This is a genomic window from Streptomyces sp. Y309, from assembly GCF_056712025.1.
In genome coordinates, this window is sequence record NZ_CM160048.1 from 4,120,652 (window position 1) to 4,140,000 (window position 19,349).

At 69.3% G+C, this 19,349-nt stretch carries 16 protein-coding genes and 2 rRNA genes (1 of these 18 cut by a window edge); 3 read left to right on the forward strand and 15 right to left on the reverse strand.

Annotated features, from left to right (window positions below; translation table 11 throughout):
* Positions 1-93 precede the first annotated feature (93 nt).
* The 5 genes from AC0KTA_RS16345 to AC0KTA_RS16365 all read right to left on the reverse strand — a co-directional run bounded on the left by AC0KTA_RS16345 (position 94) and on the right by AC0KTA_RS16365 (position 5,937).
* Positions 94-1,755, reverse strand: coding sequence for a bifunctional uroporphyrinogen-III C-methyltransferase/uroporphyrinogen-III synthase (locus tag AC0KTA_RS16345; RefSeq protein WP_481055849.1), 1,662 nt, complete (start codon positions 1,753-1,755; stop codon positions 94-96).
* The gene (hemC, locus tag AC0KTA_RS16350) at positions 1,752-2,726 is read right to left on the reverse strand and encodes a hydroxymethylbilane synthase (RefSeq protein WP_481055850.1); all 975 of its coding nucleotides are present in this window, start codon (positions 2,724-2,726) and stop codon (positions 1,752-1,754) included. Before hemC ends, AC0KTA_RS16345 begins: the two co-directional genes overlap by 4 nt.
* Complete coding sequence (locus AC0KTA_RS16355; RefSeq protein WP_481055851.1) at positions 2,723-4,489, reverse strand: glutamyl-tRNA reductase; 1,767 nt, start codon at positions 4,487-4,489, stop codon at positions 2,723-2,725. The genes hemC and AC0KTA_RS16355 overlap by 4 nt, the downstream gene beginning before the upstream one ends.
* On the reverse strand, positions 4,486-5,250 hold the full coding sequence (locus tag AC0KTA_RS16360; protein WP_481055852.1) for a redox-sensing transcriptional repressor Rex: 765 nt from the start codon (positions 5,248-5,250) through the stop codon (positions 4,486-4,488). The genes AC0KTA_RS16355 and AC0KTA_RS16360 overlap by 4 nt, the downstream gene beginning before the upstream one ends.
* Before the next feature lie 399 nt (positions 5,251-5,649).
* Positions 5,650-5,937 carry a glutaredoxin family protein gene (locus tag AC0KTA_RS16365; RefSeq protein WP_481055853.1) on the reverse strand — a complete coding sequence of 96 codons (288 nt, stop codon included), beginning with the start codon at positions 5,935-5,937 and terminating at the stop codon, positions 5,650-5,652.
* A gap of 153 nt (positions 5,938-6,090) precedes the next feature.
* On the opposite strand from AC0KTA_RS16365, the gene AC0KTA_RS16370 reads away from it, so the two are divergent.
* The 3 genes from AC0KTA_RS16370 to AC0KTA_RS16380 all read left to right on the forward strand — a co-directional run bounded on the left by AC0KTA_RS16370 (position 6,091) and on the right by AC0KTA_RS16380 (position 9,836).
* Entirely contained in the window at positions 6,091-7,041 is a 951-nt protein-coding gene (locus tag AC0KTA_RS16370) for an HAD family hydrolase (RefSeq protein ID WP_481055854.1), read from the forward strand.
* A 442-nt stretch (positions 7,042-7,483) separates the two neighbouring features.
* Positions 7,484-8,257, forward strand: a complete 774-nt coding sequence (locus AC0KTA_RS16375) for an ECF subfamily RNA polymerase sigma factor, BldN family (protein WP_016640259.1) — start codon at positions 7,484-7,486, stop codon at positions 8,255-8,257.
* A gap of 304 nt (positions 8,258-8,561) precedes the next feature.
* A complete protein-coding gene (locus AC0KTA_RS16380) occupies positions 8,562-9,836 on the forward strand; it encodes a DUF5667 domain-containing protein (RefSeq protein WP_481055855.1) in 1,275 nt (424 codons plus the stop codon).
* 294 nt (positions 9,837-10,130) lie between these two features.
* On the opposite strand, the gene AC0KTA_RS16385 is transcribed toward AC0KTA_RS16380, so the two are convergent.
* From AC0KTA_RS16385 to AC0KTA_RS16430, 10 genes are all read right to left on the reverse strand, one after another.
* Entirely contained in the window at positions 10,131-11,273 is a 1,143-nt protein-coding gene (locus tag AC0KTA_RS16385) for a lysophospholipid acyltransferase family protein (protein ID WP_481055856.1), read from the reverse strand.
* Between the two features lie 14 nt (positions 11,274-11,287).
* Complete coding sequence (locus AC0KTA_RS16390) at positions 11,288-12,391, reverse strand: NAD-dependent epimerase/dehydratase family protein (protein ID WP_481055857.1); 1,104 nt, start codon at positions 12,389-12,391, stop codon at positions 11,288-11,290.
* Between the two features lie 345 nt (positions 12,392-12,736).
* A complete protein-coding gene (locus tag AC0KTA_RS16395) occupies positions 12,737-12,835 on the reverse strand; it encodes a 30S ribosomal protein bS22 (RefSeq protein ID WP_003948845.1) in 99 nt (32 codons plus the stop codon).
* Positions 12,836-12,950: 115 nt separating this feature from the next.
* Positions 12,951-13,160, reverse strand: a complete 210-nt coding sequence (locus AC0KTA_RS16400; protein WP_481055858.1) for a helix-turn-helix domain-containing protein — start codon at positions 13,158-13,160, stop codon at positions 12,951-12,953.
* Positions 13,161-13,289: 129 nt separating this feature from the next.
* A complete protein-coding gene (locus AC0KTA_RS16405; protein ID WP_481055859.1) occupies positions 13,290-14,105 on the reverse strand; it encodes a phosphatase in 816 nt (271 codons plus the stop codon).
* A 287-nt stretch (positions 14,106-14,392) separates the two neighbouring features.
* Positions 14,393-15,565, reverse strand: a complete 1,173-nt coding sequence (locus tag AC0KTA_RS16410) for an acetoin utilization protein AcuC (protein ID WP_481055860.1) — start codon at positions 15,563-15,565, stop codon at positions 14,393-14,395.
* Positions 15,516-16,802 carry an MFS transporter gene (locus tag AC0KTA_RS16415; protein WP_481055861.1) on the reverse strand — a complete coding sequence of 429 codons (1,287 nt, stop codon included), beginning with the start codon at positions 16,800-16,802 and terminating at the stop codon, positions 15,516-15,518. The genes AC0KTA_RS16410 and AC0KTA_RS16415 overlap by 50 nt, the downstream gene beginning before the upstream one ends.
* Before the next feature lie 100 nt (positions 16,803-16,902).
* Complete coding sequence (locus tag AC0KTA_RS16420; protein WP_481055862.1) at positions 16,903-17,547, reverse strand: HAD family hydrolase; 645 nt, start codon at positions 17,545-17,547, stop codon at positions 16,903-16,905.
* A 62-nt stretch (positions 17,548-17,609) separates the two neighbouring features.
* Positions 17,610-17,726, reverse strand: a 5S ribosomal RNA gene (rrf, locus tag AC0KTA_RS16425).
* Positions 17,727-17,814: 88 nt separating this feature from the next.
* Positions 17,815-19,349: ribosomal RNA gene (locus tag AC0KTA_RS16430) — 23S ribosomal RNA — on the reverse strand (it continues 1,589 nt past the right edge of the window).

A 19,349-nucleotide genomic window follows, 5' to 3' on the forward strand; every position in this document is an offset into this window, starting at 1 on the left:
TTCAGCCCCTCCGGCGTTTGAGGAGCGGGGGTCTGGGGGCAGAGCCCCCAGTTTCGGGAAGGGGCGGGGCTGGGGCGCCCCCGCGAGGGCACCCTACGGCGCCGCAGCCCGCCGCCGACGGGCCCCCGGCCGCCGCTCACTGGGCCGGGTGACGGTCTCCCCGGCCTCCACGGCGGCAGCCCGCCGCTGCGCCCCGAACTCCGCCAGGGCCTCGGCCAGCTTGTGCACGGAAGGCTCCGGAGCCATCACATCCACCCGCAGCCCATGCTCCTCCGCGGTCTTCGCGGTGGCGGGCCCGATGCAGGCGATCACGGTCACGTTGTGCGGCTTCCCGGCGATACCCACCAGATTCCGCACCGTCGAAGACGACGTGAAGAGCACGGCGTCGAACCCGCCGCCCTTGATGGCCTCGCGGGTCTCCGCGGGCGGCGGCGAGGCCCGCACGGTCCGGTAGGCGGTGACGTCGTCGACCTCCCACCCAAGATCGATCAAGCCCGCGACCAGCGTCTCCGTGGCGATGTCGGCGCGCGGCAGGAAGACCCGGTCGATCGGATCGAAAACAGGATCGTAAGGGGGCCAGTCCTCCAACAACCCAGCCGCAGACTGCTCCCCACTGGGAACCAGATCCGGCTTCACACCAAAGGCAACCAACGCGGCAGCGGTCTGCTCGCCCACGGCGGCAACCTTGATCCCCGCGAAGGCCCGGGCGTCGAGCCCGTACTCCTCGAACTTCTCCCGCACGGCCTTGACCGCGTTCACCGACGTGAAGGCGATCCACTCGTAGCGTCCGGTGACGAGCCCCTTGACCGCCCGCTCCATCTGCTGCGGCGTCCGCGGCGGCTCGACGGCGATCGTCGGCACCTCGTGCGGTACGGCCCCGTACGAACGAAGCTGGTCGGAGAGCGAGGCCGCCTGCTCCTTGGTGCGCGGTACGAGGACCCGCCAGCCGAAGAGCGGCTTCGACTCGAACCACGAGAGCTGGTCGCGCTGGGCGGCGGCGGAGCGCTCACCGACCACGGCTATGACGGCCTGCCCGCCGTCCGGCGACGGCAGCACCTTGGCCTGCTTGAGGACCTGCGCGACGGTGCCGAGCGTCGCGGTCCAGGTGCGCTGGCGCGTCGTCGTACCGGCGACGGTCACCGTCATCGGGGTGTCGGGCTTGCGCCCGGCGGACACCAGCTCACCGGCGGCGGCCGCGACCGAGTCCAGGGACGTGGAGACGACCACGGTCCCGTCGGAGGCGCCGACCTCTCCCCAGCAGCGCTCGGAGGCGGTGCGCGCGTCGACGAACCGCACGTCCGTGCCCTGCGCGTCCCGCAGCGGCACTCCCGCGTACGCGGGCACACCGACCGCGGCCGCGATGCCCGGCACCACCTCGAAGGGGATGCCCTCGGCGGCGCAGGCGAGCATCTCCCCGGCCGCGTACGCGTCCAGGCCCGGATCGCCGCTGACCGCACGCACGACCCGCCTGCCGCCCCGCGCGGCCTCCATGACAAGATTGGCCGCGACTGAGGCCGACGGCCCGTCGGGGCTCGCTGACGTGCCGTCAGCGGCCTGCGGGAGAGGTGTGTCCACACCCCCTCGGGCATGCACACGAACGACATCGAGAACATCCGGCTCGGCGATCAGCACATCCGCTCGGGCCAGCGCCTCGACGGCGCGCAGAGTCAGCAGTCCCGGATCTCCGGGTCCGGCACCGAGAAAGGTGACGTGCCCGTGTGCGGGAAGGCCGGGAAGGTTCGAGGTGGGGCTCAAAGTGCTCGCTCCCCCATCAGACCGGCCGCGCCCTTGGCGAGCATCTCGGCGGCGAGTTCCCGCCCGAGCGCCATCGCCTGGTCTTCCGTTTCGGGCACGGGACCGGTGGTGGACAGCTGCACCAGCGTCGAGCCGTCGGTGGCACCGACGACGCCGCGCAGGCGCATTTCCTTGACAATCTGCCCGTCGGCCAACAGGTCGGCCAGCGCCCCCACGGGTGCGCTGCAGCCGGCCTCCAGGGCGGCGAGCAGGGATCGCTCGGCGGTCACGGCGGCCCGGGTGTACGGGTCGTCGAGCTCGGCGAGCGCGGCGGCGAGTGACGCGTGGGTCGCTGCGCACTCGATCGCCAGTGCCCCCTGGCCGGGGGCGGGCAGAACGGTGTCGACCGACAGGAAGTCGGTCACCTCGTCGATCATGCCGACGCGGTTGAGGCCCGCGGCGGCGAGCACGACGGCGTCCAGCTTGCCGTCGCGCACGTATCCGATGCGGGTGTCGATGTTCCCGCGGATCGCCACGGTCTCTATGGAGCTGCCGTGGCCACGGGCGTAGGCGTTGAGCTGCGCCATGCGGCGCGGCGAACCGGTGCCGATGCGCGCGGGCCCCTTCGGGGAGTCGGCGAGCAGCTCCGCGAAGGTCAGGCCGTCGCGCGCGATCAGCACGTCCCGCGGGTCCTCCCGCTCCGGCACGGCGGCGAGCGTGAGCCCGTCCGGCTGCGCGGTGGGCAGGTCCTTCAGCGAGTGCACGGCGAAGTCGACCTCACCGGCGAGCAGCGCGTCGCGCAGCGCCGTGACGAACACACCGGTGCCGCCGATCTGCGCGAGGTGCTCGCGCGAGGTGTCGCCGAACGTGGTGATCTCGACGAGCTCGACGGGCCGCCCCGTCACCTCCGTGACCAGCCTCGCCACCTGCCCGGACTGGGCCATGGCCAGCTTGCTGCGCCTGGTCCCGAGTCTGAGTGCCTTCTCGGTCATGCGCGGCCTCGCTTGGGTAGTTCGTCGTTCTCTTGGTGCTGGTTGAGCTGGCCCCCGGCGTTGCTCAACAGGTCGGCCCGGGAGACGGCCGCGACCGTCTCCGGGTCGAGGTCGAAAAGGGTGCGCAGCGCGTCGGCGTATCCGGCGCCGCCGGGCTCGCTGGCGAGCTGCTTCACGCGCACCGTCGGCGCGTGCAGCAGCTTGTCGACGACGCGGCGCACGGTCTGCGTGATCTCCGCGCGCTCCTTGTCGCCGAGCCCGGGCAGCCGGCCGTCGAGCCGGGCCATCTCGCCGCTGACGACGTCGGCGGCCATGGTCCGCAGCGCGACGACGGTCGGCGTGATGTGCGCGGCGCGCTGCGCGGCGCCGAACGCGGCGACCTCGTCGGACACGATCGTGCGCACGGCGTCCACGTCGGCGGCCATCGGCGCGTCGGCGGACGCGTCCGCCAGCGACTCGATGTCGACAAGCCGGACGCCGGTGAGGCGGTGCGCGGCGGCGTCGATGTCGCGGGGCATGGCGAGGTCGAGCAGGTACAGCGCGGCGGCGCGGGCGACGGGCGCCACGGCCGCGGTGGCCGTCCGGCCCACCCGCACCGAACCCTCGCCCACCGCGGGGCTGTTCTCGACCAGCGCGGCGTGCTGCTCGTACGCGGTCTCGTCGCCGACCTGGGCCCCGACGGGGCAGCCGCCCGCGTCGGGGACGGAGGCGCCGGTGTCCGGGGTGGCGTCGGTGGGCGGCTGCGCGGTCCCGGTGGGCTGCTGCGCGGGCGTGCCGGTGTGCGGCGCGATCACACAGTCGTCGTCGTCACAGCAGACCGCCCCGTCATGCCCGTCTCGTACGTCACTTCGTACGTCACCGGCCGACCCGTCACGTCCGTCACGCCGGTCTCGTACGTCACTTCGTCCGTCTCGTACGTCACCGACGCGCCCGGCGATCGCCGCCGTGACGTCCGCCGCCGTGAGGACGAGACCCGTCGCGCCGGTGCAGGACACGGCCACGTCGGCACGTGTCAGCTCCGTCGCCACGTCGTCCATCGGCACGGCGCGGGCGGCGACTCCCGTGCCGCCCTCCGTGAGGATGTCGGCGAGGCGCTCGGCCCGCTCCAGGGTGCGGTTGGCGACGACGACCTCGTCGATCCCGGCGCGCGCGAGCGTCGCCGCGGCCAGCGAGGACATGGAGCCCGCGCCGATCACCAGCGCGCGCTTGCCCTTGGCCCAGGCGTGCACGGGCTCGCGCCCGGCCAACTGCTCCAGGCCGAAGGTGACGAGCGACTGCCCGGCGCGGTCGATGCCGGTCTCCGAGTGCGCCCGCTTGCCCACGCGCAGGGCCTGCTGGAAGAGGTCGTTGAGGAGCCGGCCCGCGGTGTGCAACTCCTGCGCGCGCGCGAGCGAGTCCTTGATCTGGCCGAGGATCTGGCCCTCGCCGACGACCATCGAGTCGAGCCCGCACGCCACCGAGAACAGATGGTGGACGGCCCGGTCCTCGTAGTGCACGTACAGATAAGGAGTGAGCTCCTCCAGGGCGACCTCGCTGTGCAAGGCGAGCAGCGTCGACAGCTCGGCGACGCCCGCGTGGAACTTGTCCACGTCCGCGTACAGCTCGATGCGGTTGCAGGTCGCGAGCACGGCCGCCTCGGCCGCGGGCTCGGCGGCCACCGTGTCGTGCAGCAGCTTGGCCTGCGCGTCGACGGCGAGTGCGGCCCGCTCGAGCACGCTCACCGGAGCGCTGCGGTGACTGAGGCCTACGACGAGGAGACTCATGCCGGCATCACGGCGGGGACGTCCCCGTCGGGTCCCTTCCGGTGCTCCTTGGAGACGGCGGGCGCGGCCGCGTCGTCCCCGCTGTCCGCGGCGCTCTCCTCGCCGGCCTTGCGCTGCTCGTGGAACGCGAGGATCTGCAGCTCGATGGAGAGGTCGACCTTGCGCACGTCGACGCCGTCCGGGACGGTCAGGACGGTCGGCGCGAAGTTCAGGATGGACGTGACGCCCGCGGCCACGAGCCGGTCGCACACCTGCTGGGCGGCGCCCGCCGGGGTCGCGATGACGCCGATGGAGACGCCGTTGTCGCTGATGATCCGCTCGAGGTCGTCCGTGTGCTGCACCGGCATGCCGGCGACGGGCTTGCCCGCCATCGCCGGATCGGCGTCTATGAGGGCGGCCACCCGGAATCCGCGCGAGGCGAACCCGCCGTAATTGGCCAGCGCGGCGCCGAGGTTACCGATACCGACGATGACAACCGGCCAGTCCTGGGTCAGGCCGAGCTCACGGGAGATCTGGTACACGAGGTACTCGACGTCGTAGCCGACACCCCGCGTCCCGTAGGAACCGAGGTACGAGAAATCCTTGCGCAGCTTCGCGGAGTTGACCCCCGCGGCGGCGGCCAGCTCCTCGGAGGAGACCGTAGGAACCGAGCGCTCCGACAGCGCGGTCAGAGCCCTCAGGTACAGCGGAAGCCTGGCGACGGTGGCCTCGGGAATCCCTCGGCTGCGGGTCGCCGGTCGGTGAGTTCGGCCAGTTGCCACGGTGCTCCTGCGGGTAGAGCGGGGCTTAAGGCGGCCGTTCGTCCCAAGACCGCCCCGTCGACAGCAGGCTATGTCTTTGTGAACGCGTGCACAAAGATGGTGTCCGATTTGCCCGCCCAACGTGACCGGGGTCACGCGCGCCCGGCGCACTTCTCTGGAACCGGCGCACGGCCAGGAACGACACTCAACCGACGGGGGCAAAACCGCACACACTCCTCACGACCCTCGCCCCCGAGATCTCAAACCGACCCTCGATGCTAAACGACTTTCCGGACAGCCCCGGACGTCATAACCAGCCATCACCGGCCACCGCACCCCGACGGCACCGGCCATCGCAGCCCGAAGGCACCGGCCACCGCACCCCGGCAGTACCAGCCATCGCGCCCCGGCGCCCCCGCACTACCCCAGCAACTCCCGCCGCAGCCGCCCCTCGTCCACCCGCCAGAACGTGTGCTGCTCCCCGTCCACGAGGACGACCGGGATCTGCTCCCAGTACTCCTTGTGCAGCGCCTCGTCCTGAGTGATGTCCTTCTTCTCCCAGGCGACGCCGAGCTCGCCGCAGACCTTCTGGACGACGGCCTCCGCGTCGTCGCACAAGTGACATCCGGGCTTCCCGATCAACGTCACCAGGCGGTCGCCGGGGGCCTTCTTCACTGCGCCGCCGCTACGGCGGAAAAGAGGACTCATGCCCCAAGCTTCCTACGCGGCTTCCCACGCCGCGCCGCCCGCCCGGGACAGGCCCGTGCCGCACCCCAGTGTGACCAGTGCGACACGGATCGTTGACGGGATCGAATCCCTCCATTCACAGGCGGACCGAACAGAGTGGCTATGCTCGACGGCATGGCCGCTCTGGGTTGGCTCCACCCCCGCAGGCGCTTCGCCACCGCGCGCAGCGTTCTCGCAGGCGAGGCCTCGGCCGAGGCAGCGCGCAAGTCGTCGCAAGAGCTGGAGGAGTTCGGCGAGCGGGCCGCGGAGGCCCCACCGGAGGAGGCCGAGGCCCCCGAGTTCCCGGTCGCCGGTGACGAGAAGGCCGCCGCGTTCTTCGACCTCGACAACACCGTGATGCAGGGCGCCGCCCTCTTCCACTTCGGCCGCGGGCTGTACAAGCGGAAGTTCTTCCAGCGCCGCGAGCTCGCCCGATTCGCCTGGCAGCAGGCGTGGTTCCGGCTCGCCGGCGTCGAGGACCCCGAGCACATGCAGGACGCCCGCGACAGCGCCCTGTCCATCGTCAAGGGCCACCGCGTCGCCGAGCTGATGTCCATCGGCGAGGAGATCTACGACGAGTACATGGCCGAGCGCATCTGGCCCGGCACCCGCGCCCTGGCCCAGGCCCACCTCGACGCGGGCCAGAAGGTCTGGCTGGTCACGGCCGCGCCCGTGGAGACGGCCACGATCATCGCCCGCCGCCTGGGCCTGACCGGCGCCCTCGGCACCGTCGCGGAGTCGGTGAACGGCGTCTACACCGGAAAGCTCGTCGGCGAGCCGCTGCACGGCCCCGCGAAGGCCGAGGCCGTCCGCGCCCTGGCCGCCGCCGAGGGCCTGGACCTGGCCCGCTGCGCCGCGTACAGCGACTCCCACAACGACATCCCGATGCTCTCCCTCGTCGGGCATCCGTACGCGATCAACCCCGACACCAAGCTGCGCAAGCACGCCCGCGCCCGCGAATGGCGGCTGCGCGACTACCGCACCGGCCGCAAGGCCGCGAAGGTCGGCATCCCGGCAGCCGCGGGCGTCGGCGCCGTCGCGGGCGGCACGGCGGCCGCGATCGCACTGCACCGCCGCCGCCACTGACGCGACCACGTACGAAAACGCGTACGCATACGAGAACACGCACACGAACACACGCGAACACGTATGCGAACACTCACGGTGACCGCCCCGCACGGAAGCCCGGAACACGGGCCTCCGCCGCTCGCCGCGCGCGGAAACGACGGCAATCGTTCTGTCTTACCCGCCACGCCCCCCGCCAGTCCCGTTCGTTCAACTCGGCCACAACACGCCCCGCGGCTACCTCGAATGCGCGCTCATTCGATCAACAATCGTTCAATAAGCGGTACTTGATAGACCGCTGATCGGTAACAGAAGCGACGTAATCGATGATTTGAGCAACTGGGTGTAGCGCTGCCTGTACGAAGCGTTATTCTCCTCAGACGCATAACGGACCACGCACGTCGCTACGACGGGTGAACGGTCCGGTACTGCACGTGATGGAAGCTCTGCCTCTGGGAGTCCCGTGTACCCACACGTCGGGGTTGACGCCTCGGGCCTGGCTACGCTGCGCGCAACGGTCGTCGACCGCCTGCGCGGCTTCGTCCCCACCGCGTACGCCGTCCCCGCCTTCGCCGTCCCGGCACCCGCCGGGCCGTGCTACGCCCTGGCGGACGGCGGTGCGGCCGTAAGCAGACGGGCGCGCTCCGGTACCGCCACGACCACCCACCGCCGCCCCGCGGCGGACAGCGACAGCGCCCGCATGATGGACCTCGTCGAGCGCGCCCAGGCGGGCGAGTCCGACGCCTTCGGCCGCCTCTACGACCAGTACAGCGACACCGTCTACCGCTACATCTACTACCGCGTCGGCGGCAAGGCCACCGCCGAGGACCTGACCAGCGAGACCTTCCTGCGCGCCCTGCGCCGGATCGGTACGTTCACGTGGCAGGGCCGCGACTTCGGCGCCTGGCTCGTCACCATCGCCCGCAACCTGGTGGCCGACCACTTCAAGTCGAGCCGCTTCCGCCTCGAAGTGACCACCGGCGAGATGCTCGACGCGAACGAGGTCGAGCGCAGCCCCGAGGACTCCGTCCTGGAGTCCCTGTCGAACGCCGCGCTCCTCGACGCGGTCCGCCGCCTCAACCCCCAGCAGCAGGAGTGCGTGACCCTGCGCTTCCTGCAAGGCCTCTCCGTGGCCGAGACCGCCCGCGTCATGGGCAAGAACGAAGGCGCGATCAAAACCCTCCAGTACCGGGCGGTCCGCACCCTCGCCCGGCTCCTCCCGGACGACGCCCGCTAGCAGCGCCCGAGGGGCGTCCCGCCACGCTGCGCGACGCCCAACTCACCTTCCGTGGCGGCCAGATGGCCGTCACGGACTTTGGCGAGCCCTTCGCGGTCCGATCATCTTTCGTCCGTAACCCAAGTGCCGCGACGCTCGTTGTGCGGGATGCAGGCTCCCTGTGGTTGCAATCCGATCGTCCCCGAGCTCCCTCCGAGCACGGGGAAGCTCCCTGCGCTCACTCGAACGTGTGGAAGTGTTCGGTACACGCAACCCTCAGGACCCCCTGGGGAGTCGACCGTCATGACGAGAGGAGGTGCCGCCAGTGATCGCGAACGTATCGGCCCACCGGCGGGCGAACGCCTTCGCCCAGGCCCTGGAGGAGCATTCCGACCAGGACCCGGCGGCCGAGCAGCCAGAAGATTCCACCGCGCCCACAGCGGCCGCCCGAGCCGACTCCGCGCCGCCAGGACCGGCCGAGCGCGACCGCATGCTGGCGCTCGCCGACGGCCTCGCACGGCTCCCCGCGCCCCAGCTCGACCCCGAGGTCAAGGTGGTCCAGCGGGCCCAGTTGGTGGCGGCCATGGAAGCCATGCTGGCGGAGGGCACGGCGGCGGGCGACGGCACAGGCCCTTCCGTACCGGAGCAGCGCTCCCGGAAGGGCGCCAAGGGCTCCCACCGGGCAAGCCCCCTGCGGAAGTTGAAGCCACGCACACGCCTGTCCAAGGGCATCGCCGCCGGCGGCCTCACCGTGGGCGTCGCGGCCGGGGCCTTCGGCGGCGTGGCCGCGGCGAGCGGGGACGCCCTGCCGGGCGACTCGCTCTACGGCCTCAAGCGCGGCATGGAAGACCTCAAGCTCGGCATGGCGGACAGCGACACCGACCGCGGCCGGATCTATCTCGACCAGGCCTCGACCCGGCTCAACGAGGCCCGCCGCCTGATGGAGCGCGCCCGCTCCGGCCACCTCGACCACGAATCGGTCGGCGAGGTCCGCCGCGCCCTCTCCGGCATGCGGCACGACGCCGCGGAAGGCCACCGCCTCCTCCTCGAGGCGTACGAACGCGACGGCTCCCTCGGCCCCATCCAGGCCCTCTCCGCCTTCGCCCAGTCCCACCGCGGCAGTTGGAGCGCCCTGCGCGAACAGCTCCCCGTCCAGCTCGGCGACGTCGGCGAGCAGGTCAGCTCGGTCTTCGACGCCATAGAGCAGGAAGTCGAGCCGCTGCGCTCGCTGCTCCCCAGCCAGACCGACAAGAGCAGCTCCCCGGACGACCGCCCCCGCAAGGACTCCTCCACCGGCACCGACCGGGACCACCCCGCGCCGCACACCTCCGGCGACTCCGGCCACCACCAGTCCCCCGGCGGCAAGCCGAAGCCCTCGTCCCCCGGCCACAAGGAAAGCCGCGAAGGCCTCCTCCCCGGCGTCACGGACGACATCCTCGACCCCCCGGAGCACGCGCCCTCCGCCCCCTCCGGCACCAACGAGGAAAAGAAGAACCCCACCCCCAAGAACCCCAAACCCGGCAAGCCGGAAGTAACCCTCCCACCCCTCCTCCCCGGCCTGCTCCCAGAACTGGGAATCGAGGGAGAGGACCAGAAGTAGCCACTCCCGGGCGGGCTGGCCTCAACATTCCAGCCCGCCCGGACATTCCAGTTCGCCCGGACATTTCAGCTAGCCCGGGCATCTCAGCCCGTCCGGCGTTTGAGGACGAGCCGCGAAGCGGCGATCGGCGGAGGCGCGCCCAACCCGCACGGAACACCCACCCCGGCAGGGGTCTGTCCCACCCACCCAGGACCCCCACCCCGCTGGGGTCCAGGGGGCGCAGCGCCCCTGGTTACGGGAAGGGGCGGGACTGGGGAAAGCCCCGCAGGGCACCCAACCGTCAGAAGAACACCGTCAGAAGAACACAGACCTCCGCTGCACCAACAACTTGTACAGCGTGTGCTGAATCTGCTCCCGCACCTGATCCGTCAGATTGAACATCAGCATCGGATCCTCAGCAGCCTCCGGCGGATACCCATCCGTAGGAATCGCCTCCCCGAACTGAATAGTCCACTTCGTGGGCAACGGCACCACACCCAAAGGCCCCAGCCAGGGAAACGTGGGCGTCAACGGGAAGTACGGAATCCCCAACACCCGAGCCAACGTCTTCGCGTTGCCGATCATCGGGTAGATCTCCTCGGCCCCCACAATGGAACAGGGCACAATCGGCGACCCGGTCCGCAGCGCCGTGGACACAAACCCACCCCGCCCGAACCGCTGCAGCTTGTACCGCTCACCAAAGGGCTTCCCGATCCCCTTGAACCCCTCGGGCATCACCCCGACGAGCTCCCCGCGCTCCAGCAACGCCTCCGCGTCCTCCGCACACGCCAACGTATGCCCGGCCTTCCGCGCCAGCTCATTGATCACCGGCAGCATGAACACCAAGTCGGCGGCGAGCAGCCGCAGATGCCGCCCGTGCGGATGGTTGTCGTGCACGGCGACCTGCATCATCAGGCCGTCCCACGGCAGCGTCCCGGAGTGATTGGCGACGATCAGCGCCCCGCCGTCGGCCGGGATGTTCTCGATGCCCTTGACCTCGACGCGGAAATACTTGTCGTAGAACGGCCGCAGCAGCGACATCAGGACCTGGTCGGTGAGCTCCTCGTCGTACCCGAAGTCGTCGACGCCGTAGTCACCCGTCAGCCGCCGCCGCAGAAACGCCAGGCCACCCGCGATCCGCCGGTCCCAGCCACCGCCGCCCCCACCACGCGGCCCCGCCGCGGCGGCCGGCCCGGGCACCGCGTCCCGCTCCGCGCCCCGGAGTCCCGTGGGCCGCGCGCCCGCGTCCGTCGCGCCCAGGGTCCCCGCGTCCAGCGGTTCCGTGCCCGGCGCGACGCCGTCCGGCACCTCCGCGTGCCGCCTGCCGGGGACCGCCTTGACCTCGCGCACCTTCGCGCTGTCGCCCGGGCGCCGCGGCCCTGACCTGCGGCGCTGCGGCCGCTGGCCGCCACCGCGCGACCGGTCGTCGTCGAACGGAATGACCTTGGCGTCCGCCATCGTTGACGATCTCCTCAGTTGGCGCTGTGGTGGGCACTGTTGTCGGCTCTGCCTCCGGCGCCCCCATCGGCACCGGACTTCGCGCCGCCGCCCGCGAACGGCAGCGCCGCGACCCTGTCGACGGCCCCCGCGAGCGCCGTCGGCGGCAGCAGGCCGGGACCCCGGCTGCGTACGAAGTCCGCGAAGGTCTCCGCGGTCGTGTACCTGGGCCGGAACCCCAGTGTCTCGCGCATCTGCCGGGTGGCCACGACCCGGCCATGGGTGAGGAGACGGATCTGCTCCGGTGAGAAGTCCGTGACGCCGAGCGTGCGCAGTGCCGTGCCCACCCAGGTGACGGCGGGCAGCAGAACCGGAAGCGTCGGCCGCCCCAACCGCCGGGCGCACTGCGAGAGCAGCAGCAGCCCTTCCCCGGCGATGTTGAAGGTGCCGCTGTTGAGCGTCCCGCGCTTCGGGTCGTGCGAGGCCAGGCGCAGCACCTCGATGGCGTCGTCCTCGTGCACGAACTGCAGCCGCGGGTCATAGCCGAAAACCGTCGGCAGCACGGGCAGCGAGAAGTACTCGGCGAGCGGCGAATCCGCGGCCGGGCCCAGGATGTTGGCGAACCGCAGCACGCACACCGCGACATCCGGCCGTCGCCGCGCGAAACCGCGCACATAGCCCTCGACCTCGACGGTGTCCTTGGCGAAGCCGCCGCTGGGCAGCGACTTCGGCGGCGTGGTCTCCGTGAACACCGCGGGGTCGCGGGGCGCCGAGCCGTACACATTGGTGCTCGACTTCACCACGAGCCGCTTCACTCTCGGCGACTTCTGGCAGGCGCCGAGCAGCTGCATCGTGCCGATGACGTTGGTCTCCTTGACCGAGCCACGGCTGCCGCCGGCCAGCGCGGTGCCGGTCACGTCCATGTGGACGACCGTGTCGACGCCGTGCTCGGCGAGGACCTTGGTGATCGTGGGCTGCCGGATGTCGGCCTGGACGAAGTCGGCACCGCCGAGATGGTGCTCGGGCGGGACGGCGTCGACGGCGACGACCCGGTCGACCTCGGGGTCGCGCTGGACACGCCGGACGAACCTGCCGCCCAGTTGCCGGGCCACCCCGGTCACGAGCACGACCTTGCCCAAGATCAGCGCCGCCTTTCCCCAGCCCGCGTGGCGTCGGCATGCCCCGGCCCCGCGTCACGTCTGAGCATTACGTCTGTGGCCCACGCTAGCGGGTGGATGTTGCGCTGTGATGACCGCGCTACGCACGAAGTGACGACGGACACACCTCGCCGCAAAGATCAAGCCGTTCGCCCGGCTTTGAACTATTGAATCCCCTATGACAGGAAACCTCTGGAACGCAGCCTCTGGAACGCAGCGAGGTGAACCCTCTGGAACGCAGCGAGGTGAACGTAGTGAGGCCCTCCCACCGGACGGTGGGAGGGCCTCACTACGTTCGCTTTTGCGCTCGCTGACGTCAGCGGCCGCTTACTTCTTGTTGCGACGCTGAACGCGCGTACGCTTCAGCAGCTTGCGGTGCTTCTTCTTGGCCATCCGCTTGCGCCGCTTCTTGATAACAGAGCCCACGACTACCCTCGCTCACTTCTACTCACTCGGTGCGGGGCAGCAGACTGGGCCCACACGACCTACGTCGGCCTAGCCTACCCGCCCCAGCGCCGAGCCTGTAATCGAGGGAGGCCGATCAGGCCGTCTCCACCCCCACATACGACTCGCGAAGGTAGTCGTGAACCGCCTGCTCCGGGACCCGGAAGGACCTTCCGACCCGGATTGCGGGCAGATGACCGCTGTGTACCAGCCGGTACACGGTCATCTTCGAGACTCGCATCACCGTGGCGACCTCCGCCACGGTCAGGAACACAACCTCGTTGAGAGGCCTTTGTTCTGCAGCCATGACACACCTGAACCTTCCGCACATGACGCGCACCGGCTTCCCCTTCCGGTGACTCCTCGTCGCTGTGCGCTCACTCCCCAGAGTAGGGGCGGGTGATGCGAGTGGGGAAGAGGAGCTGCCATCGGCCGTTTACTGTGACAGACACGCTCGATTGAGTACATAGCGAGTAAGCGGTCGGTAGTAATCAGACCGCACAGCGTCATCAAGCGGAACGACGACGGACACCCGCCCCTCCGCCTCTCCGACGAACAGCGCGGGATCGTCCGTATCCGCCAGACCGATCGCCTCAAACCCGAGCTGACCTGCCCCGCAGACCCATCCGTGGTCCCCGATGACCAGCTCGGGCAGGGGCCCGCCGGAGTCCGCCTGGGCGGCCAGGACCCGTCGAACCGGCAGTGGTGAATGGCTGTGCGCGCCGGTCTCACTCCCGGTGGGACGCACGCCGGGTTCGCGCACCAGCGCGACGCCTTGTACGTAGTCAAGGTTGTACGTGCGTAGGCCGAACCGGGTCGTTATGTCGACACAGCAACCCTGCGCCGGGGTGAGAATCGTGCATCCGGCCGCCGACAGCGCCTCGGCCAAGGCGGCGTAGAAACCAAGGAGCCGGTGCGGGTGACCGGTCCCGAGCAGCACGGGAAGCCGGCGCCCGGCCGCGTCCTGCAGCCGCTCGGCGAACGCGTCGAGGGCCGCCAACGTCCGCTCCGGGTCGATGACATCGGCCCCCGTGGTGTGCCGGGGGTCGTCCGAGACCCCGCACTTGTCCGCCATGAGCCGCAGCAAATCTCCCGCGCCCCAGGTCCATTCGGGGTCGAGGCCGAGAAGTATCCGGGGATCCCGCGCCGCGAAGAGCCGATAGCTCCGCAGGCTCTCCTCCCGCGAGGTGGCCACGGGCCCGGCGAGCCGGGCCGCCAGCAGATGCGCGCGCAACGCTCCGGTGCTCAACACGCCCCGATGCTGCCGCACATCCCCCCAAGGAACCCCGAAAACCCAGAAAACACCCCACAGTCGGGCTAACTGTCCGCCAACACGACGACGTCAGCCCGGAGTCAGGCCGTCCGGCGTTCCCGCCGCTCTCACTGCCCACCCGCCTCAGCCCAATTTCAGCCCGTCCGGCGCTTGAGGACGAGGCGCGAAGCGCCGACAAGCGGGGGTCCAGGGGGCGGCAGTCCCCTGCCCGCGGCGGAGCCGCTGCTGGACACAGCGGGAAGGGGCGGGCTTGGGGAAAACACCCCCTACGCCAACAACCCCCGCAACGGAAACACAGCCCGCCGAGCAGCCAACACGGCCTGATCCACCCGGTCCGCGGGGTCGTACCCCTCGTCCCACTCCCGCCACCCCACAGGCCACCGCCCATCCGTCATCCGCCCCGGCCCACGCATCCGCGTACGCCGATACACCTCCTGCGCCCAAGCCTCGGGCACCACCGCAGACGGCTCGATCTCCCGCCCGGCCGCCACCGCGACCAAGTGCGTCCAGGACCGCGGCACCACATCCACGACCGCGTACCCACCCCCGCCGAGCGCGACCCAGCGCCCGCTCGCGTACTCATGAGCCAGCTCATGGCACGCGACCTGCACCGCCCGCTGCGCGTCCAGCGACACGGCGAGATGCGCCAGCGGATCCTCGAAGTGCGTGTCCGCCCCGTGCTGAGTGACAAGCACCTGCGGCCGGAAGTCCGCCAACAGCTCCGGCACCACGGCGTGGAACGCCCGCACCCACCCTTCGTCCCCGGTCCCCGCCGGCAGCGCGACATTCGCGACGCTGCCCGCCGCGGAGTCCGCCCCGGTCTCCTCGGGCCACCCGGTCCCCGGGAACAACGTACGAGGATGCTCGTGCAGCGAGATCGTCAGGACCCGCGGGTCCTCCCAGAACGTGGCCTGCACCCCGTCTCCGTGGTGCACGTCCACGTCCACATAGGCGACGCGCTCGGCACCCAGCTCCAGCAGGCGCGCGATGGCGAGCGCCGCGTCGTTGTACACGCAGAACCCCGAAGCGCTGCCCGGCATGGCGTGGTGCAGCCCGCCCGCGAAGTTCACCGCGTGCAGCGCGTCTCCCTGCCACACCGCCTCGGCGGCACCGACCGACTGCCCCGCGATCAGTGCCGACGCCTCGTGCATGCCGAGGAAGGCGGGGACGTCCTCGGTGCCGAGCCCATACTCCCCGTGTGCGGAAGCCGGATCGGCGGAGGCCGCCTTCACGGCGTCCACGTAGTCATCGCGGTGCACGAGGCTGAGCGTCGACTCACCGGCGCGCTTCGCCGCGACCACGTCCAGGTCGCGATCGAGGCCGAAGGCGCCGATCAGGCTTCTCGTCAGCGCGAGCCGGACCGGGTCCATGGGGTGCGATGGACCGAAGTCATAGCCCGTTACTGCCTCGTCCCACATCAGTTGTGCGCGGCCGCTCATGTCCGTCACCGTATCGGTCCGGTCCGGGGGCGAACGACCGGGCGTACAACAACGTCACGAGCACCAACACCATGGGAACGACCATCGCCCCGCGGTAGTTCCAGGCGTCCCCGAGCCCGCCCACCAACGGCGAACCGATCAGAAACCCCACGTAGTTGAAGACGTTCAGCCGCGCCACCGCCGCGTCCGAGGCCTCGGGGCCGTGATGCTCGAAAGCGCGCCGCCCCGCCGCCGCGAACGTCTGCGGCACGATCACGCACAACCCGATCCCCAGCAACATGAACCCCAGAATCCCCACCCAGGCCCCCGGCGCCACAGCCACCACACCGAACCCGGCCGCCCCGACCACGGCCCCGCCCCGCACCACCGCGACCGTCCCGAACCGCCGCACCCCCAGGTCCCCGACTCCCCGCCCCACCAGGTTCATCACCATGTAGACGTTGTACGGAACCGTCGCGAGCTGCTCCGAACTCCCCAGCACGTCCTGCAGATACTTCGCGCTCCAGTTGGAGACGGTCGAGTCCCCGATGTACGCACACGTCATCACCAGACACAGCGGCAACAGCACTTTGAAGCCCACCGTCGCACTGCCCCCGGCTCCCTCCTCCACGGGCCCGGAGGGGCGATCCGTGCCCCCACCCACAGCACCGCCGGGCTCGCCGCCCCCTGCGTTGACGTCCCCCGCGTCGACGTACCAACGGCTCCCCACCAGCGCCGCCGGCAGCAGCACCACGACCACCGGCAGATACGACACCAGCAACGACAGATCCCAGTGCGCCCCCACCCAGGCCAGCGAGGCCCCCACGATCCCGCCCAGGCTGTACGCCGCGTGGAACCCGAGCATGATGCTGCGCCCGTACGCCCGCTGGAGGCTCACCCCCAGCATGTTCATGGACGCGTCCAGCGCTCCCACTGCGAGCCCGAACAACCCCAGCGCGACGGCGATTTCCCACATTGCGCCGCCCGCGCCCGCCCCAAGCAGCGCGAGCAGCACCACGGGCTGCGACCAGCGCAGCACCCGACTGGGCGGCACTCGCTTCACCAGTCGCTCGGTGCCCACGCTGCCGACACCGGCCAGGATCGGCACGGCCGCCAGGAAGACGGGCAACAGGCCGTCGGATATCCCGTACTGGTCCTGCAGCGCGGGTATCCGCGTCACCAGCAGCGCGAACGTGACGCCCTGCACCAAGAAGCCGAACGCGAGCGAGGCCCTGCCGCGCCGCAGCGTTTCCGTCATGGCAGCGAAGCGTAGATCGCCGGTCTACTCGGGGGTAGATAGATCACCGCGCAACTTTCCCCGCGGACGTGTGCGGCATCAGACCGGCAGCTGTGCGGCATCAGACGAGCAGGCCGGGCAGCTCCCGCAGCTCGCCGAAGAGTTGGCCGGCGTCCCGCAGCCGCTCGGCGGGCGTCATGGCCGTGAAGCCGCACACGTCCATCCCGGCCGCCACCGCGGCCTGCACACCCAGTGGGCTGTCCTCCACGACGACGCACTTCTCGGGCGGGACACCCCTCCGCTCGGCCGCGTGCAGAAAGAGGTCGGGCGCCGGCTTTCCGCGTCCCACGTCCTGCGAGCTGAAGACCCGTCCCTCGTCGAACCATTTGTCGAGCCCGGTCTTCCGATGCCCGACGCGAATCCGTTCGTGACTTCCGGACGAGGCCAGGCAGTAGGCGACACCGTCCGCAGTCAGCTTCTCCAGCATCTCGATGGCTCCGGCCATCGGCTGCAGCTCCCGCTCGAAGGCCGCGAAGACCCGCCCGTGAAAGACCTCGTCGAAGTCCTCGGGCAGGTTCTTCCCGGTCCGTTCGAGAATGGTGTCGTGTACGCGGTGGAGGGCGGCGCCCATGTAATCCCGCAGGGAGTCTTCGTACGAGGTGGGGTGGCCGAGCTCTGTCAGATATGCGGCGAGGATCGTGTTGGAAATCGGCTCGCTGTCCACGAGGACACCGTCATTGTCGAAGATGATCAGGTCGTATCGCATGGTTCGACCCTAAACGCAGAAAACCCCCGTGCCGAATGGCACGGGGGTTTTCTCTACATTTAGTTCGGCGGCGTCCTACTCTCCCACAGGGTCCCCCCTGCAGTACCATCGGCGCTGTAAGGCTTAGCTTCCGGGTTCGGAATGTAACCGGGCGTTTCCCTCACGCTATGACCACCGAAACACTATGAAACTCTCAACCGGAGCCGTGGCACATGGCTACGACGGTTGTTCGTGGTTTCAGAACCAACACAGTGGACGCGAGCAACTGAGGACAAGCCCTCGGCCTATTAGTACCAGTCAACTCCACCCGTTGCCGGGCTTCCATATCTGGCCTATCAACCCAGTCGTCTACTGGGAGCCTTAACCCCTCAAAGGGGGTGGGAGTCCTCATCTCGAAGCAGGCTTCCCGCTTAGATGCTTTCAGCGGTTATCCTTTCCGAACGTAGCCAACCAGCCATGCCCTTGGCAGGACAACTGGCACACCAGAGGTTCGTCCGTCCCGGTCCTCTCGTACTAGGGACAGCCCTTCTCAAGACTCCTACGCGCACAGCGGATAGGGACCGAACTGTCTCACGACGTTCTAAACCCAGCTCGCGTACCGCTTTAATGGGCGAACAGCCCAACCCTTGGGACCGACTCCAGCCCCAGGATGCGACGAGCCGACATCGAGGTGCCAAACCATCCCGTCGATATGGACTCTTGGGGAAGATCAGCCTGTTATCCCCGGGGTACCTTTTATCCGTTGAGCGACGGCGCTTCCACAAGCCACCGCCGGATCACTAGTCCCGACTTTCGTCCCTGCTCGACCCGTCAGTCTCACAGTCAAGCTCCCTTGTGCACTTACACTCAACACCTGATTACCAACCAGGCTGAGGGAACCTTTGGGCGCCTCCGTTACCCTTTGGGAGGCAACCGCCCCAGTTAAACTACCCATCAGACACTGTCCCTGATCCGGATCACGGACCCAGGTTAGACATCCAGCACGACCAGACTGGTATTTCAACGACGACTCCACACACACTGGCGTGCATGCTTCACAGTCTCCCAGCTATCCTACACAAGCCGAACCGAACACCAATATCAAACTGTAGTAAAGGTCCCGGGGTCTTTCCGTCCTGCTGCGCGAAACGAGCATCTTTACTCGTAGTGCAATTTCACCGGGCCTATGGTTGAGACAGTCGAGAAGTCGTTACGCCATTCGTGCAGGTCGGAACTTACCCGACAAGGAATTTCGCTACCTTAGGATGGTTATAGTTACCACCGCCGTTTACTGGCGCTTAAGTTCTCAGCTTCGCCACCCCGAAGAGTGACTAACCGGTCCCCTTAACGTTCCAGCACCGGGCAGGCGTCAGTCCGTATACATCGCCTTACGGCTTCGCACGGACCTGTGTTTTTAGTAAACAGTCGCTTCTCGCTGGTCTCTGCGGCCACCCCCAGCTCACCGTGTAAAACGGATCACCAGGTGTGGCCCCCCTTCTCCCGAAGTTACGGGGGCATTTTGCCGAGTTCCTTAACCATAGTTCACCCGAACGCCTCGGTATTCTCTACCTGACCACCTGAGTCGGTTTAGGGTACGGGCCGCCATGAAACTCGCTAGAGGCTTTTCTCGACAGCATAGGATCATCCACTTCACCACAATCGGCTCGGCATCAGGTCTCACCCACATGCCATCCGGATTTACCTGGATGACGGGCTACACCCTTACCCCGGGACAACCACCGCCCGGGCTGGACTACCTTCCTGCGTCACCCCATCACTCACCTACTACCAGATCGGGCCGGCGGCTCCACCACTTTCCTTTC